Source organism: Mucilaginibacter terrae (assembly GCF_031951985.1).
Taxonomy (GTDB): Bacteria; Bacteroidota; Bacteroidia; order Sphingobacteriales; family Sphingobacteriaceae; genus Mucilaginibacter; species Mucilaginibacter terrae_A.
In genome coordinates this window covers 4,514,214-4,531,831 of sequence record NZ_JAVLVU010000001.1, presented here as the reverse complement: position 1 = coordinate 4,531,831, position 17,618 = coordinate 4,514,214, and the positions used below count along the sequence as shown (strand labels likewise).

The following is a 17,618-nucleotide window of genomic DNA, read 5'->3' as shown; positions in this document are numbered from 1 at the left end:
TTAAAATTTGTTAAAAGAAAAAATTAGTTAACCTGTTCGCTGGTCATTCCAAAGCGGCGTTCGCGTTTCTGATAATCTAAAATAGCCTCGTACAGGTCCTCGCGCCTAAAATCGGGCCAAAGTTTATGGGTAAAGTACAATTCGGCATAAGCTATTTGCCATAACAGGTAATTACTTATGCGGAACTCCCCGCTCGTTCTGATCAACAATTCAGGATCGGGCAGGTTATGAGTGTACAGGTTTTGGGCAAATACCTCTTCGGTTACATCCTCGGGGTTTAATTCGCCTTGCTGCACTTTTAAGGCAATGTTTTTAGCAGCCTGTGCCAATTCGCGGCGCGAGCTGTAACTCAGGGCCAGTGTAAGCACCAAACCGGTATTACCCGATGTTTTTTCGATAGCCCCCAGCAATTCGCGGTGACATTTGCCGGGCAGCATATTTAAATCGCCAATGGCATTTAACCTTACGTTATTTTGCATCAGCTTTTTAATTTCCTTATTAATGGTGCTTACCAACAGTTCCATTATGGCAGTAACTTCAATGCTGGGGCGGTTCCAGTTCTCGGCAGAGAAGGTATAGAGGGTTAAATACTTAACGCCCAATTCGCCGGCGCCTTCAACCACATCACGTACCGATAAAACCCCATTATGGTGGCCAAATATGCGCAACTTGCCTTTGCCTTTAGCCCAACGGCCATTGCCATCCATAATAATGGCTACATGCTCCGGAAGCCGCGATAAATCAATTTGCTCTTTATACCCCATAATATTATTGCTTACCACCTGCGGTTACGGTTAATGCAATGCGTTGCTTCGGGGCGTTTACCCTTGTTTTGCACTTGCTGTACTATGTAATCTGCCAGGCTCTTTGGCAGGTGCATACCATGCCAAATCTCAAAAATTTCAGGGTACAAAGGTAAAATTATAGTTTGATTTTTTTATAATGAATATGGCAAAAAGAAAATGTATTTAGATTGACTTGCAGCCCCTTAAACATAAAAAAAACAGCCTTGCGACTGGCAGGGCTGTTTATGCTATATAATATTTGCAGAATATATTTAGTAGATCGACTGCTTTTTGAGCATATCCACATCCTGATTGGTTACATCAGCAATGGCATATTGCCTGTTTTGGGTAATATTCAACTCATCCAAAGCATTAACCAAGTCGCCGTATTTAGAGTGATCGCTGGGTTTTACAATGACCAGCATGCTTTTGCCGGTTTGCGTTTTAATAGCATCCTGGTTGGCTACCAGCAGTTTGCGCAAACCTTCTTTACTATAATCCACCACTTGTGGAGTGGCACTTTCGGGCATTCCCCTATACAGCAATACCTTATTATCGGCACCAAGACATAAGGTTACTGTACGGCTTTGTGCTACGGGAGCACCTTCATCACCTACCGGCATGGCTAAATCCATAGCCTTGCTTTTTGATAATGTGGTGGTTAGCATAAAAAACGTGACCAGTAAAAAAGCCAGATCAACCATGGCGGTCAAATCAACACGTAGGCTCATTTTTTTGCGCAGCGGTTTTTTGCCATCATTTTTTTCGGGGGATGAATTCAGTTCGGCCATAAGAGTGAAAATTTAAGGTTAAAGAATTGGTTTATAGTACTTACAACGTAGTATACCCGCCATTTGTTGCAAATAAACCTACTGGTTTGATAGATTTTTTAAACTGTCGTTCCAACTTTTCGTACCAGGCTAATAATATTAACCCCAGGTAGATTCCTCACCCCGTTCATCTCTGATTTTCTCTTCTGAAAACCGCGAAATTACCCCATTTTTCCATGGTGTTAAATTTAGTGTTTCATGAAAACGTGTTGAACACTGACACGATCGTGCGGGTACCCTCCATTGCAACCTCCCCCTCAAAACAAAAAATCCCGGCCAACCTGACCGGGATTTTATATCATAAAAGTCAAAAGTATGTACTCCTGACTCTGTATTCTGTACTCTTAAAAGCTTACGCTAATTTAGCCAGCTCTTCTGCCATAGCAGCACCAATTTCGGCAGGTGATTCTACTACACGGATACCGCACTCAGCCATAATTTTCATTTTGGCAGCAGCAGTATCATCAGCACCACCAACAATAGCACCAGCGTGACCCATACGGCGGCCCGGAGGCGCAGTTTGACCAGCGATGAAACCTACTACAGGTTTAGTACCATGTTCTTTTATCCAGCGGGCAGCATCAGCTTCCATACCACCACCAATTTCACCAATCATGATGATACCGTGTGTGTCGGGGTCGTTCATCAGTAATTCAACCGCTTCTTTAGTTGGGGTACCAATAATTGGGTCGCCACCAATACCAATAGCGGTAGTAATACCTAAACCGGCCTTAACCACCTGGTCAACGGCCTCGTAAGTTAAAGTTCCTGATTTTGATACCACACCAACGTTACCCTTTTTGAAGATAAAGCCAGGCATAATACCAATTTTAGCCTCGTCGGCAGTAATAATACCAGGGCAGTTAGGGCCAATTAAACGAGCATCCTTATCAGTAAGGTACTCTTTTACCTGTATCATATCTTTGGTTGGTATACCTTCGGTAATACAAACAATTACTTTAATACCACCCTCGGCAGCTTCCATAATGGCATCAGCTGCAAATGCAGGAGGTACGAAAATGATAGATACATCAGCACCTGTTTTTTCAACGGCGTCTTTAACGGTGTTAAATACCGGACGCTCTAAGTGCTGCTGACCACCTTTACCTGGGGTTACACCACCTACTACCTGCGTTCCGTACTCAATCATTTGCGAAGCATGATAAGTACCTTCATTGCCGGTAAAACCCTGAACAATTACTTTGGAATCTTTATTTACGAGAACACTCATGGTTTTAGTTTTTGTACGGCAAAGCTATAAAAAAAGAAATAAGAGCCAAGAAACGAGTGTTAAGAAATGATTTTTTTGACGTGAGATGAAAAATAAGATTCAAGAGTACAGAATCAAGAGTACAGATGTGATGATTTTGTTAGGAAAGAATTAGAGTTTCGTTCGCTTAAAGTTATGTTAAACTTGTTTTGCCCCCCTCATACACAGGTAAACTTTGCAGTCAGTCTCCACCCTGTCATTTCGAGGTACGAGAAATCTTTTCGAAGCGATTAGCTTGTACATTCGAAAAGATTTCTCTCTGTAGTTCCATTATACAGATGTGAGTTATAGCAACTATGCAAAACATTGTATTCTATCATTCAAACTTCATTCATTCCATCATTAAACCTTGGGCGTTGCCTCCGGCCCGGGCTATCCGCTGCAAGTCCTCGTTGCGCTACGCTGCACTACGGGCTTTCCGCTACTATCCCTAACGCAAACTTCACCATTACTTCATTGCGAGGTACGAAGCCATCTTTGAACTAAGCATGAATGCTTTGCATCCGCAAGGAATACTTCGCATCTCGCAATAACGCACTTATTTCTTAAAGTCCGCCCTCCCGGGGAGGGTTGGGTGTGGCAACCGCCGCCTCGTACTGGTTACGGTCGAAGGCTTTTTCGGTAATGGCAATGACCATGGTGGCCACGCCGTTGCCTATTACGTTGGTAATGGCGCGCGCTTCCGACATAAAGCGGTCTACCCCCAGTAATAAAGCAACACCCTCAACCGGAATGATCTTGATAGCAGCCAGCGTAGAAGTTAATACGATAAAACCGCTTCCGGTTACTCCGGCTGCACCTTTGGAGGTGAGCATCAATATACCAATAATGGTGAGCTCCTGGCTGAGCGAAAGATTAATGTTAAATACCTGCGCCAAAAATATGGTAGCCATAGATAAATATATGGTAGTGCCATCGAGGTTAAAAGAGTAACCGGTTGGAATTACCAAACCAACTACTGATTTATCACAACCCAGGTTTTCGAGCTTAGCCATCATGCCCGGCAAGGCCGATTCGGATGAGGAGGTACCAAAAACGATCAGCAATTCCTGGCGGATGAATTTTAAATACTTCCACAAGCTAACCTTGCACAGGTAGCATATTAAATTAAGCACCACAAAAATAAACAGCGCCATAGTAACATATACCGATCCCATGAGCATGGCCAAGGGCTTAAGCGTTTTAATGCCCTGGGTACTTACCGTGTAGGCAATACCGCCAAAGGCACCTACGGGGGCCAGTTTCATTACCATTAAAAGGATATTGAAAAAAACTTTTGATAGCTTTTCGAAGCTATGAATAATAGATTCGCCCGTATTGCCCATACGGCTTAAACCAAAACCAAAAAGTACAGCAATTACCAACACCTGCAAAATATCGCCTTTGGCAAAAGCTTCAATAAAATTACCGGGTATAATGTGACTGAAGAAATCGCCCAGGTTCATTTCGGCAGCCTGTTGCTGGTATTGGCTAACTTTACTCACATCGGCATTTTGCTGCATATGCAAGCCCGAACCGGGTTTAATCAAATTGGCTACCGTAACACCTATTATTAAGGCAAACGTGGTAACAATTTCAAAATACAGTAAAGCCTTGCCCCCTACCCGGCCTACCTTTTTCATATCATTCATGCCGGCAATGCCCAGCACTATGGTAAAAAATATGATAGGCGCAATAAGCATGCTTATTAAACTGATAAACATTTTGCTTATGCGCTGCGCCACCGGCCCAAACACCGGAAAATACAAACCTACCGCAACACCCAGGGCAATTGCAATTAGTACTTGTACAGAAAGGTTACTCAGTATACGTTTCATGCGAGCTTAAACAACAAGTATAGTATAAATTTATGTTGCTTAAATAAAATTGAGTAAAAGTGTAATAAACACACCGTTTATAATGTAGTTAGGATTAGATATGTACCGGCTGGTGTTGCATTTGGGGCAAAAATAGCGCTTGGTAGGTTTCCAAAATAATACCAGTTTCATGAACCAGCCACGTTTTAACCTATACTTAAAACGGTGCCGGCAAACCGGGCATATAGGATAAACTCTTTTTACAGAAGCTCCTTGCGAAGGCTTCTTCTCACTGTTCCGGCTCATTAACAACAGGTAATATTGGTTGGCGTAGCAAACAGCAGATAGGGCGCTGTGCACCAAATGGTTTTCTGCTACGGCAAAAATGCCAATAAATTTAACAAATGCAATTATTTTATTACATTTACACGTACTTAAGCCACAAAATATTATGCTAAAAAGTTTACGCTACCTACTCATCATTTTACTTTCCGTTTCGGCTTTTTCATGCAAAAAGGGCGAACGGTCTACCGCAGGTTTAAAAGAGCAATTGGTTAATAAATGGTATTATGATTCCATTTTCCAGAAAGACTATGACAAAGACGGCAAATTAACTAAAACAACACAACTGGCAGTTAGGGTTAATGTGGACAATATTAACTTTAAAGCAGATGACAGTTTCACTTCAGTTGTGAGAACCCTAATGCCCGATGTAACACCTGATACTTATGAAAATGTTACTACCAACGGTACATTTAAAGTTACTTCGTTAACCAGGTTCACTATGACCAATGCCGGCACTACAACTCCTTTAAATTGTAATATAAAAAGCCTGACCCCGCGGGAGCTTATTTTTAACAAAGATGTTGCAGTACGTGTTACCGGCAAGCCATACACTGTTATAGAACATACCCTTCATCGCTAACGGCTTTTAATCTTTTTTCGTAGTTTCGCGCTTATACTTGCGAAACTGCGAAATAAATGGATTATCAGTTTAAAGACATTGAAAAAAAATGGCAGCAATTTTGGGCTGCCAACCAAACCTTTAAGGCCAGCAACGAATCGGCCAAACCCAAATACTATGTGCTCGATATGTTCCCCTACCCATCGGGGGCGGGTTTGCACGTAGGGCATCCGCTGGGTTACATCGCTTCAGATATTTTTTCGAGATATAAACGCCTGCGTGGCTTTAACGTGTTGCATCCTATGGGGTACGATTCGTTTGGCTTACCGGCCGAGCAATACGCCATACAAACCGGTCAGCACCCTGCTATTACCACCGAAGACAATATTGCCACTTACCGCCGCCAGTTAGATCAGCTTGGCTTTTCGTTTGACTGGAGCCGCGAGGTACGCACCAGCTCGCCCGATTATTACAAATGGACGCAGTGGATTTTTATGCAGTTATTTAACTCATGGTATAACAAAGCCGATGAGAAAGCCGAAAGCATTGAAAAACTGACTGAGCATTTTGCAACCCAAGGTTCGGCCGGTATAACTGCCGTTGCCGATGATGAGATACTAACTTTCACAGCTGCCGAGTGGAACGCCATGGGTGAAGAAGCCCAGCAAACCGAGCTGTTAAAATACCGCTTAACCTACCTGCGCAAAAGCACCGTTAACTGGTGTGCCGCCCTGGGTACCGTACTGGCTAACGACGAGGTAAAAGACGGCGTAAGCGAGCGCGGCGGATACCCGGTTGAGCAAAAGAAAATGATGCAGTGGAGCATGCGCATTACCGCCTATGCCGAACGCCTGCTACAAGGCCTCGATAATATTGATTGGCCCGATCCGCTTAAAGAAATGCAACGCAACTGGATAGGCAAAAGCGTGGGTGCGAGTGTGCGTTTTGAAATAGAGCGAGGTGCGAAGAGCGAAGAGCAAGGAGAAAACGCTCCCGGTTCCCCGCTCCCCGCTCCTTATATAGAGGTTTTCACCACCCGCGTTGATACCATTTTCGGTGTAACATTTGTGGTGTTGGCTCCCGAGCATGAACTGGTAGCATCTTTAACCACCCCCGAACAAAAAGCTACGGTTGAAGCCTACATTGCGCAAACTAAAAAGAAATCGGAGTTGGACCGCATGGCCGATACCAAAACCGTATCGGGCGCTTTTACCGGCAGCTATGTGCTTAACCCGTTAAACGGTGAGCGCATTCAGTTGTGGATTGCCGATTACGTATTGGCAGGCTATGGTACCGGTGCCGTAATGGCCGTACCATCTGGCGATCAGCGCGATTACCTGTTTGCCAAGCATTTCAACCTGCCTATCATCCCTATTTTAGATACGCAAAACACCGAGAAGGAAGCTGATGCCACCAAGGAAGGCAAATACATTAATTCGGACTTTATAAACGGTTTAGAATACAAAGAGGCTACAGCCGCGGTGGTTGCCAAACTGGAAGAAATTGGCGCAGGCAAAGCCAAGATAAACTTCCGTATGCGCGATGCCATTTTTGGCCGCCAGCGTTACTGGGGCGAGCCAGTACCTGTTTACTTTAAAAACGGCTTGCCATACTTAATAAACGAGAGCGAGTTACCACTTATACTGCCCGAAATTGATAAATACCTGCCAACCGAATGCGGCGAGCCACCATTGGCCCGTGCCGAAGGCTGGAAATACCAGAATGAATACGAATATGAACTAAGCACTATGCCGGGCTGGGCTGGCAGCAGCTGGTATTGGTACCGTTATATGGATGCCCAAAACTCAACCGATTTTGCCTCGAAAGAAGCGGTAGAATACTGGAAAGGCGTTGACTTGTACATCGGCGGTTCGGAGCATGCCACCGGGCACTTGCTGTACAGCCGTTTCTGGAACAAGTTCCTGAAAGATATTGGCTTGACTATTGAAGAAGAGCCGTTTAAAAAGCTCATTAACCAGGGCATGATCCAAGGCCGTTCGAGCTTTACATACCGTTTAAACCCGTTGTTATTGGGTATCGACGACAGCTTTGTTAAGCCGGAGGTATACGTATCAAAAGGCATTTATGAACTGTATAAAGAAGGCGATTTTGACACCATTGAGCAGATAGCTTTATTTTACAAAGATTTATTGCCCGAAGGTGCCGAAGTTGGCGAAATGGACTTTAGCAAACTGCATGTAGACGTAAACATTGTAAGCAACGATGCGCTGGATATTGCCGCGTTCCGCAAATGGAGACCGGACAATGATAAGGCTATCTTTGTTTTAGAGGATGGTTCGGTTATTTATCCTGCTGATGATGCTCAAAGCGAGAGCAAATACATATGTGATGTTGAAGTTGAAAAAATGTCGAAATCAAAGTTCAACGTGGTTAATCCCGATGATTTGATTGAGCGTTACGGATCGGACACGTTGCGTATGTATGAAATGTTCTTAGGTCCGCTGGAGCAAAGCAAGCCGTGGAATACCAATGGTATTGAGGGCGTGTTCAAGTTCCTGCGTAAGTTCTGGCGTTTGTTCCATAACGACCAGTGGGAGTTCACCGTATCTGATGATGCGCCAACCAAGGCCGAGTTAAAATCGCTGCACAAGATCATCCGCAAGGTGGAAGAAGATATTGAGCGTTTCTCATTCAATACCTCGGTATCGAGCTTTATGATCGCTGTAAACGAGCTTACCGATTTAAAATGCAACAAGCGCGCTGTTTTGCAAGAGTTGGTAATTTTATTATCCTCATATGCACCGCACATTTGCGAAGAACTTTGGGTGTTATTGGGTAACGAGGCCGGCAGCATTTCGTACGCCGCCTACCCTACCTTTAACCCTGCTTATTTGGTTGAAGACGAGTTTGCTTACCCAATTTCGGTTAACGGAAAAACCCGCCTCAACATTAATATGGCACTTACCCTGGAGCCTAAAGAAGTTGAAGCACTGGTACTGGCCAACCCCGATGTACAAAAATACCTCGACGGCAAAGCACCTAAAAAGGTAATTGTGGTTAAAGGCCGTATTGTAAATATTGTGCTGTAAATAACACAGGCTAACCACGCCTATCTGTCATTTCGAGGTACGAGAAATCTTTTCGAAGCGGTTAGCTTATCCATTCGAAAAGATTTCTCTCTATCGTTCGAAATGACATTTTGTTATCTCTATGCTGAAAATTCTATTATTCTGGTTCACATAAGCTTTTGAACGAAGTTTGCGTTAGGGATAGAAACGGAAAGCCCGGAACGTAGCATAGCGAAGTGAGGACTTGTAGTGGATAGCCTGGCCCGCCTGAGGCGGAAACGCCCTAATTGTGTTGATTAGTGGATTGTGTTGAATAGTTAAATCACATTATAACCCCTTGTTATTTCGAACGATAGAGAGAAATCTTAGCAAAGAGGTTTAATTAGGCATATATGATTTCTCGTTAGCACTCGAAATGACAGGATGGTATCTTAAAAATCAATTTTGTTAATTCTATAAATTCAGGCCAATTCCGGTTCCAGACAATTTGAAAGTAATTTTTTCACCATTCGCCCCATAAAAACTGCCATTCGCCGAAAAGACAGAGGCGTTGCCGAAACGTTATCACATCTTTGTGCTATGCAAACACTTGCCCGGCCATTCAACCTGCTTTTGCAAGCCTTTTGCAACATTGGCGATACAAATTCGGCATTCTATATTATTTTCAAAAAATAGCAAGTTTGGTTGTAACAAATCAATTCTTATCAACTCTTAATACCAAAATCATTATAAATGAAACGTTTTTTTACACTCATTGCATTACTAACCTCTTTTGTGTGTGCTAACGCACAGATACCTGGTGGCAGCGCGGGTATTACCGGCCGCATATCAGGTACTGTGATCGACTCCATCAGCAAAAAACCTTTAGATTACGCTACCATTAGTCTTTACCGCAGCGGCGGCAAGGCGGTTTTAAATGGTACCCTTACCGATGATAAAGGAAATTTTAAACTGGATAACATTGCCCCAGGCAAATACAAAGTAGCCATAACCTTTATTGGTTACCCAACCAAATTTGTTGACCCGGTTGAAACCACTTTAGGCAAACCCGATAACAATATGGGTAGCATCATCGTATCTCCGGGTAATAAAACCCTGGGTGCGGTTACCGTGGTTGGTCAAACCCCGGTTATTGAAAACAAAATAGACAAGATAGTTTACAATGCCGAAAAAGACATTACCTCGGCCGGCGGCAACGCTACCGATGTGTTGCGTAAAGTGCCATTGGTATCGGTTGACTTAGATGGCAAACCATCATTACGCGGCGACCAAAACGTACGTGTACTCATCAACGGTAAACCATCAGGTGCATTATCAACCAGCTTGGCCGATGTGCTGCGCACCATTCCTGCCGATCAGATCAAAAGCATCGAGGTGATCACTTCGCCATCGGCTAAATATGATGCCGAGGGCTCGGGTGGTATTATCAACATCATCACCAAAACCAAAGATGTATCGGGCTTAAGCGGTTCGGTTAGCGGTGGTATTGGTACCCGTCAAAACAACGGTAACGCGAACCTTAACTACAAGCAAAACCGTTTTAGCTTAACCGGTAACTTAGGTGGTAACTTTGCATGGCCACAAACTTCAAAAGTTGACCTGAACCAGGTTTTCAGTGACCGTACGGTTACCCAGACTTCGGAAGCTGAAACTAAACGCGGTGGTTTAATTGGTTCGGTTAACGCATCATACGACTTAAATAACTACAACTCTTTTAGCAGCAATATACGCCTTAACGGTGGTAACTTTAAAACCGATGGTATATCGAACAACGTAAACACCATTTTACAAGACCCTGCTTACAATAGTGCTAATATTAACAAAGCCGAATTCAGTGGTTTTGACTGGAATGCCGATTATACCCGCAAGTTTAAAAAAGAGGGTGAAGAATTAACCATTGCCGGTCAGTGGAGCCATAGCAAGATCACTTCCGATTTTCAATCGAGGTTTTTCAACTTTAACAACACTACCGATTTGCCAAGGTTCCCTAACCAGTTAGGTAGCAACAATGGTAAAAATGATGAGTATACTGCTCAGGTTGATTATGTGTTACCGGTAAGCAAAAAAATCAAACTTGAGGCCGGTGGTAAAACCATTTTCCGTCGCATCAACAGCGATTACAATGTAGCTAACCAGGCAGGTATGGTAGGTGGCGATATGGCTAACAATAACCCTTGGGTACCAAACAATACCTTGTCAAACCAGTACGACTATAGCCAGGATGTATATGCAGGTTACACTGTACTAACCTTTACCTTGCCTAAAAACTTTGCTTTACAAGCAGGTGCCCGCGTTGAAAATACCGACATTACCGGTACGCCACGTAACACTTCACAAACAGGTTTACAATCTTTCCCGCAAAACTATACCAACTTTGTGCCCAGCTTTGTATTATCAAAAACTGTAAAGGGAACTCAAACTTACAAACTGAGCTACAACAAACGCATTCAGCGCCCAAGCTTGCAGTACCTTAACCCGTTCATTAACAAGGCTAACCCCGATGTTCAGAGCGCAGGTACACCTGATTTGAACCCTGAAATTTCACAAACTGTAGAATTAGGTTACAATACATTCATCGGTTCATCGGTAATTAACGTTGCTGCCTATTATAAACACACCAGCGACCTAATTGAGGGTATAGCCAGTACCGTATTTGATACTGAGTTAAACCGTAACGTTTTACGTACCACTTTCCAAAATATTGGTAAAAATGATTCGTACGGTGCCAGTTTCTTTGGTTCAATAACTCCATGGAAACCGTTAACCATTCGTGGTAGCATCAATACTTTCACTTACAAACCAACGGTACTTCCTAATCAGCAAAACAACCAAAGCGCAACCGGAACATATTTTAACTACAATGCTTTCCTGAGTGCTTCGGCTACCATCACCAAAACCTGGACCGCAGAGTTCTTTGGTATATTTAACTCGCCACGCCGTACTATACAAGGTGAAAACCCGGCGTTTAACTTATTTGGTTTTGGTGTAAAGAAAGAATTGATAGCCAAGAAATTCACTTTAGGTTTGAACGCATTATCTCCGTTTTCAACTTACCTGAAACTTGATTCGAAAATTAACTCTCCATCGTTACAACAAGTACAAAGAATACGTTATCCGTTACAATCGTTCGGTATATCGTTCACTTACAACTTTGGTAAGTTAACCTACGGCCAGCAGAAGAAAAAAGGCGTTAAAAACGACGACTTACTTCAAGGCGGCGACCAAGGCGGCATGGGCGGCGGTGCTCAAGGCGGCGGCGGTGGTCCGAGATAATGCTTTGAAAGAGTCAAGAATACAGAGTCAGGAATCAAGACCCCCTGATTCCAAAAAAAGCTCATCCGATCGGGTGAGCTTTTTTTGTTTCTTGATCTGTACTCTTGATTCTAAATTCTTGACTCTATCTTCCCCTTAACTAAATATCCCTATCCTTTCCAGCAACAGCGAAGCATTAAACGTTTTGCATTCTCCCGGTTTAAGCTTATAGTCAAACAGCATTTCGCCATCTTGTACCTGTATATCAAAATAGTAATTGCGTACATAATGCGGATAATCTGTTTCGAGCTGGGCCAGTTGCAAATCGTGGGTGGCAACCAGGCCTACGCCTTGCTGGCTGATGAGCTTTTCTATTACCGCTTTTGAGCCGAGGTATTTATCAACCGAGTTGGTGCCGCGCAGCATTTCATCTATCAGGAACAGGATATTGGGTTGCAGCTTAACCGCTTCAAGCAGCATTTGCAGGCGATCGAGCTCGGCCTTAAAGGTGGAGGTACTCTCGTTAAGCGAATCTTTGATACGCATATAACTGAACAGTTGCACAACCGATACCTGCATGGCATCGGCACAAACCGGGGCACCGGCCAGCGCTAAAACCGTATTAATGCCCAGCGTGCGCAAAAAGGTACTCTTACCCGCCATGTTCGAACCGGTAATGATGTCGATCTTACGGGTGTTGTTCAGCTCGTAATTATTAGCAACACGTATACTTTCTTTTATGAGCGGGTGCGATAGGTTTTTTGCTGTTAATGTATAGCCAGCTCCTTCGGCTATTTGAGGTACACACCATTGCGGATAATTTATACTGAGCGATGTAAGGCTTATTAATGCCTCAAAATCGGCTAACACATCAAAGGCTCCCTCAATACTCTCATGATTGGCGCGTTTCCATTTTTCAATGGCTATTACGTAGCGTACATTCCACACCAATACTACATTGAGTAAGAAACCTATCAGTATGTTATTGCGGTTATTTAAGCTATTAATTAATCCGGATAGCTGCCGCGTAATAACGGCAATACTTGTACCGCCGGTTCTTTTTATGCCATCGGCCAAACTGCTGTTATACGCTGCACTCCATTGCTCCTTCTCCACGGTATCAAACACATCCGAATAGTTGTTGAGGGTATTACCTATCTTACCGGCAATAAGGTCGGTTTGCTCGGTGTGTTTATTGTTGATACCAGTTATAAAGAAATTGAGCAAGCCTACACCAATGGCAATGTATTTTACCTCGGGATAGTAAATTGCACCAATTATTGCGGCTATCATAACCCAGGGTACAACCAAAACATATTTACTAAGCCACGCCTCACCAGGCATGTTTACAGGCTTATGCAGGTACCTGAACAATTGCTGTAACTCATCATCTTTCTGTTTTTGAGCAAACAACAGTTGAGCTTGTACCTTCAGCTTCCACTCATTTTTTGCAGCAATTTCCCGAACAGCTTGCTGCCTGCTTAAAATAGTGCTTTTATTGGCCGGAGCCTGTAACCAGCCCGCCAGTTTTTGACGACCCGCCGGTGTGGCCGCACGGTTAATTAATTGATAAAGCGAGGCCGCGCCAAAAATATCAAGATCGCTGGTGTAGTAATGTTTATCGTTATTAAACTCGTTGCCATTATGGTAAATGTTGGCGTAATGGCTTATGCTATCCAACTCGTTATGGTTAATGGCCTTAAAGTTTTCAAAGTACTCGCGTTGCTTTTCAAACCTGGCCTGCCTAATTACCAGCCAATTAAATGTAATGCCAACAACAACCGCACCTATGGCAAACAAGGTAAAATTATCGAGCTTTACCGCCCAATAAATAAGCACTAACAGCAATGCAAACACAATTAACCGCATTACCGAAAACAGGTTTACCCTGTTTTTAAAGTACTGGATTTTGCTGATGGAATGCTCAATATTATGCTGATAGATTGATTGTATTTGCTGGTTCATGTGGTGATATAGATTTTGGCAAATTAAACCATTTTTTGGTAGCTGCCGGTTTTTAGCTGTTTATTTGTAACATGAAAATTGTGCTGCTCACCGTTGGCAAAACCGAAGATACTTACATTAAAGATGGGATCGATAAGTTTGTTAAACGCCTTAAACATTATACCCGGCTCGAAATTATTGACCTCCCCGAACTCAAAAACACCAAAGCACTAACCCAGGAGCAGCAAAAAAGCAAGGAAGCCGAACTCATTCTCAAAAAAGTTACCGCTACCGACCATGTGGTTTTATTGGACGAAAAGGGCATGGAGTTTAAGTCCGTGCAGTTTGCCGATTATCTCGACAAAAAAGCTATTGGTTCTACTCAATCATTGGTTTTCATTATAGGTGGGCCTTATGGGTTTGATGCCACGATATATCAGCGGGCCAACGCCCAGCTAGCCCTATCGCGCATGACGTTTTCGCACCAAATGGTAAGGCTGTTTTTTGTAGAACAACTGTACCGGGCGTTCAGTATTATTAAGGGAGAACCATATCATCATCAGTAACCCCCCAGCCCCCTGAAGGGGGAGCATTGAGAAACAAGAAACAAGAGCCAGGAAGCAAGAAGAAAGAGTTAGCATTGGGACATTTATTTAAAAACCTTCCGCCTAAGGCGGAGAGGGTTGGGAGGGGCTGCAATTTTAATTACCATGTAAATTTTTGCAACACAGCGATACTACAGTTGGATTGAACGCAAGGATGAAATACATTTGGCTTTACATCAATCTGCTACCTCATGCATGCTTTCATCGCCGAGCTTTTCACGTTAAAGTTCTTCATCCTTTTTTCGTTTATTATTGCTACCGTAATTGTGCATTACCGTGGCCGGGTGAGGTACAAATTCTTCCGCCAGTTTGCCGATCATTCTACCTTTATGGCACCTATCAACGTGCCCATGTATGCCCTCTCGGATGTGGAGAATAAACCCTACATCAGCACAGCACACTTTCCGCAATTGGCACTATTGAAAGAAAACTGGCAAATTATACGCGATGAAGCCATTTTACTGGAACGGGAGGAACTCATCAAGGGTTCGGACACTTATAACGATGCGGGATTCAACTCCTTCTTTCGCCGTGGCTGGAAACGCTTTTATTTAAAATGGTATGGCGATTTTCATCCATCGGCCAAAAAATATTGCCCTCAAACAGTTGAGTTACTTAAAAACACCCCCAACATTAAAGCCGCCATGTTTGCAGTACTCCCGGCGGGCAGTCAATTAATGCAGCACCGCGACCCTTATGCAGGTTCGTTACGTTACCATTTGGGCTTAATTACCCCAAACTCCGAGCAGTGCCATATTGTGGTAGATGGTCAAAGCTATGCCTGGAAAGACGGCGACGATGTGATATTTGACGAAACCTACATCCACCACGCCGAAAACAAGACCGATATGGACCGCCTCATCTTGTTTTGCGATGTGGAGCGCCCGGTTAAGACCATTATTGGCCGTGCCTGGAACAACTTTTTTGGCTGGTTTGTAATGGCCTCGGCAGCATCACCTAATATGGGCGAGGATAAAACGGGCAACATTAATAAGGCTTTCAGGTATGTATACTCAATAAGGCTGGTGGGTAAAAAACTGAAAGCTTATAATGAGCGTTTATATTATGTAGTTAAGTACGCGCTGTTTGCTGCCATTTTATACGGCTTGTTTTTCAGGCATTTGTTGTAAAAGCGGCACTTTAAATAAGTAAGTTTGCTTTATGGGTCACGACCATTCACATCACCACCACGATCATGCCCCAAAGCTCGATCATCTGAATACCGCATTTATTGTGGGCATTGTCCTCAATTCGGCTTTCGTGGTAATTGAGGCCGGGGTTGGTTTTGCCAAAGGCTCGCTATCGCTCCTTACCGATGCAGGGCATAACCTGAGCGATGTTGCCAGCTTAGCACTTGCGCTGCTTGCCTTTAAGCTTTCTAAAATGAAGGCCAACAGTACCTATACTTATGGTTACAAGCGGTCTACCATTGTGGTATCATTGCTTAATGCGGTTATACTGGTGGCCGCTGTGGGCATTATAGCTTATGAAGCCATACTGAGGATAGGTCACCCGCAGCCTATACCGGGCATTACCATTGCTTGGGTTGCCTTTGCGGGAATTGGCGTAAACGGCGTTACCGCATGGCTGTTTATGAAGGATAAAGAGAAAGACCTGAACGTAAAGGGCGCGTACATGCACATGGCGGTTGATGCCCTGGTATCGTTAGGCGTAGTAATATCGGGCCTGGTTATCTACTTTACCGGTTGGTACTGGATCGATAGCGCCGTGAGCCTCATCATTGTATTAGTGATCATTATTGGTACCTGGAGTTTACTGGTGGATAGCCTTCGACTGGAAATTGATGGTGTACCCAAGCAAATGGATCTACAAAACATCAAAGCAGAGCTTTTAAAAGCCAAAGGCGTGAATGATGTACACCATATGCACGTGTGGGCACTAAGTACTACCGAAAATGCCCTCACTGCTCACATTGTTATTGAGCCCGAAGAAGCTAATAATTTTAATCAAATTAAACTCGATTTGCGCCACCGGTTAGAACATCTGGATATTCATCATAGTACTTTTGAACCGGAGTTTGGTGGAGAAAAGTGTGAGGTTAAAGAGTGTACCCCCCAGCCCCCTGAAGGGGGAGCTTTGGAAAAACATAGTCATACCCATTAACGAAAAACGGCCTGAGAATGCCTCAAGCCGTTTTTCGTTAAAATCTTCTGCTCCCCCTTCAGGGGATTGGGGGTTATTCAGTTTCAGCAGCAGTTTCTGCCTCTACTACAGGGCTATTAAAGATTTCCATATCTTTCAAAATAGCATACCAGCTTAAAATCTTTTTCATGTCCGAAGCATATACTTTCTCTTCATCATGATCGGGTGCTACCTCGCGGAAAAACTCGCGCATTGCTTTGCCATCGGCTTTAACATCAGGTACTGATGCTGCGGCTTTCATGCGTACAAATACGTCGGTTAACTTAATATCTTCGTCGGTACCAAAAATGGTGATCTCATCTAAAGCCGCCATTTTAGCGGTCGACAGGTTTACTACCAGTTTGGTCTTTTTTTCGTCGAGACTTTCTAAAATAAAGCCTGTTTTATTTTGGGCCAGGGCTTTCCATAATCCTGGCTTACCGGCTACTGATACAACTGTTTGTAAATTCATATGCTTTTGTTGTCGGTTGTCAGTTGTGTGTTGTGAGTAATGTACATTTATTAGAAGAGGCACACAACTCACAACACATAACCCACAACAATAATTATTCTTCTATTACTTCGATGCTGGTAATTTTATCACCCTGACGGATAGCATCAACTACCTCAACATTTTCAACCACTTTACCAAACACAGTATGGTGTCTGTCTAAATGAGCAGTATTATCGCGGCTGTGGCAGATGAAAAACTGTGAGCTGCCGGTATTACGGCCAGCGTGAGCCATTGAAAGTACGCCACGATCATGGTATTGGTTACCGCCGGTTAACTCGCAATCAATACGGGTACCTGAGCCACCTGCACCTGTACCGGTTGGGTCGCCACCCTGAATGACGAAGTTAGGGATAACGCGGTGAAAAGTTACACCATTGTAAAAGCCTGTTTTAGCCAGGTTTAAAAAGTTAGCTACTGTATTAGGGGCGTCCTGATCGTAAAATTCGATCGTCATGTCGCCCTTGTCGGTTTTCATTATTGCTTTGCTCATAATATGTTGTTTTAAAACAAGGTGGCAAAGTTAAACATTTTGTGCGTTACCATAAAC

Annotated in this window: 14 protein-coding genes; 6 read left to right on the top strand and 8 right to left on the bottom strand. The window is 43.6% G+C overall.

Annotation, left to right across the window (positions count from 1 at the left end; translation table 11 throughout):
- Positions 1-23: 23 nt before the first annotated feature.
- The 5 genes from QE417_RS19390 to dctA all read right to left on the bottom strand — a co-directional run bounded on the left by QE417_RS19390 (position 24) and on the right by dctA (position 4,702).
- A complete protein-coding gene (locus QE417_RS19390; protein ID WP_311954690.1) occupies positions 24-764 on the bottom strand; it encodes an isoprenyl transferase in 741 nt (246 codons plus the stop codon).
- 11 nt (positions 765-775) lie between these two features.
- On the bottom strand, positions 776-913 hold the full coding sequence (locus tag QE417_RS19385; RefSeq protein WP_311952570.1) for a hypothetical protein: 138 nt from the start codon (positions 911-913) through the stop codon (positions 776-778).
- A gap of 144 nt (positions 914-1,057) precedes the next feature.
- A complete protein-coding gene (locus tag QE417_RS19380) occupies positions 1,058-1,576 on the bottom strand; it encodes an ExbD/TolR family protein (protein ID WP_311952569.1) in 519 nt (172 codons plus the stop codon).
- A gap of 391 nt (positions 1,577-1,967) precedes the next feature.
- A complete protein-coding gene (sucD, locus tag QE417_RS19375) occupies positions 1,968-2,846 on the bottom strand; it encodes a succinate--CoA ligase subunit alpha (RefSeq protein ID WP_311952567.1) in 879 nt (292 codons plus the stop codon).
- Positions 2,847-3,430: 584 nt separating this feature from the next.
- Entirely contained in the window at positions 3,431-4,702 is a 1,272-nt protein-coding gene (dctA, locus tag QE417_RS19370) for a C4-dicarboxylate transporter DctA (protein ID WP_311952566.1), read from the bottom strand.
- Positions 4,703-5,132: 430 nt separating this feature from the next.
- On the opposite strand from dctA, the gene QE417_RS19365 reads away from it, so the two are divergent.
- From QE417_RS19365 to QE417_RS19355, 3 genes are all read left to right on the top strand, one after another.
- Positions 5,133-5,606 carry a hypothetical protein gene (locus QE417_RS19365; RefSeq protein WP_311952565.1) on the top strand — a complete coding sequence of 158 codons (474 nt, stop codon included), beginning with the start codon at positions 5,133-5,135 and terminating at the stop codon, positions 5,604-5,606.
- A gap of 56 nt (positions 5,607-5,662) precedes the next feature.
- Positions 5,663-8,635 carry a leucine--tRNA ligase gene (locus tag QE417_RS19360; protein WP_311952562.1) on the top strand — a complete coding sequence of 991 codons (2,973 nt, stop codon included), beginning with the start codon at positions 5,663-5,665 and terminating at the stop codon, positions 8,633-8,635.
- Between the two features lie 711 nt (positions 8,636-9,346).
- Complete coding sequence (locus QE417_RS19355) at positions 9,347-11,887, top strand: TonB-dependent receptor domain-containing protein (RefSeq protein ID WP_311952559.1); 2,541 nt, start codon at positions 9,347-9,349, stop codon at positions 11,885-11,887.
- A 135-nt stretch (positions 11,888-12,022) separates the two neighbouring features.
- Here QE417_RS19355 and QE417_RS19350 read toward each other — a convergent pair whose 3' ends face one another.
- Positions 12,023-13,831 carry a MutS-related protein gene (locus tag QE417_RS19350; protein ID WP_311952556.1) on the bottom strand — a complete coding sequence of 603 codons (1,809 nt, stop codon included), beginning with the start codon at positions 13,829-13,831 and terminating at the stop codon, positions 12,023-12,025.
- Positions 13,832-13,902: 71 nt separating this feature from the next.
- Here QE417_RS19350 and rlmH point away from each other — a divergent pair, with 71 nt between their 5' ends.
- The 3 genes from rlmH (at position 13,903) to QE417_RS19335 (ending at position 16,539) form a co-directional block, all read left to right on the top strand.
- The gene (gene rlmH / locus QE417_RS19345) at positions 13,903-14,376 is read left to right on the top strand and encodes a 23S rRNA (pseudouridine(1915)-N(3))-methyltransferase RlmH (protein WP_311952555.1); all 474 of its coding nucleotides are present in this window, start codon (positions 13,903-13,905) and stop codon (positions 14,374-14,376) included.
- Positions 14,377-14,606: 230 nt separating this feature from the next.
- Complete coding sequence (locus tag QE417_RS19340; RefSeq protein ID WP_311952552.1) at positions 14,607-15,545, top strand: aspartyl/asparaginyl beta-hydroxylase domain-containing protein; 939 nt, start codon at positions 14,607-14,609, stop codon at positions 15,543-15,545.
- Between the two features lie 31 nt (positions 15,546-15,576).
- Entirely contained in the window at positions 15,577-16,539 is a 963-nt protein-coding gene (locus QE417_RS19335; RefSeq protein WP_311952549.1) for a cation diffusion facilitator family transporter, read from the top strand.
- A 73-nt stretch (positions 16,540-16,612) separates the two neighbouring features.
- Here the strand turns inward: QE417_RS19335 and QE417_RS19330 are convergent, their stop codons facing one another.
- Together QE417_RS19330 and QE417_RS19325 are read right to left on the bottom strand one after the other, a co-directional pair.
- Positions 16,613-17,029, bottom strand: a complete 417-nt coding sequence (locus tag QE417_RS19330; RefSeq protein ID WP_311952546.1) for a DUF5606 family protein — start codon at positions 17,027-17,029, stop codon at positions 16,613-16,615.
- 94 nt (positions 17,030-17,123) lie between these two features.
- Positions 17,124-17,561, bottom strand: coding sequence for a peptidylprolyl isomerase (locus QE417_RS19325; protein WP_311952543.1), 438 nt, complete (start codon positions 17,559-17,561; stop codon positions 17,124-17,126).
- Positions 17,562-17,618: the final 57 nt, after the last annotated feature.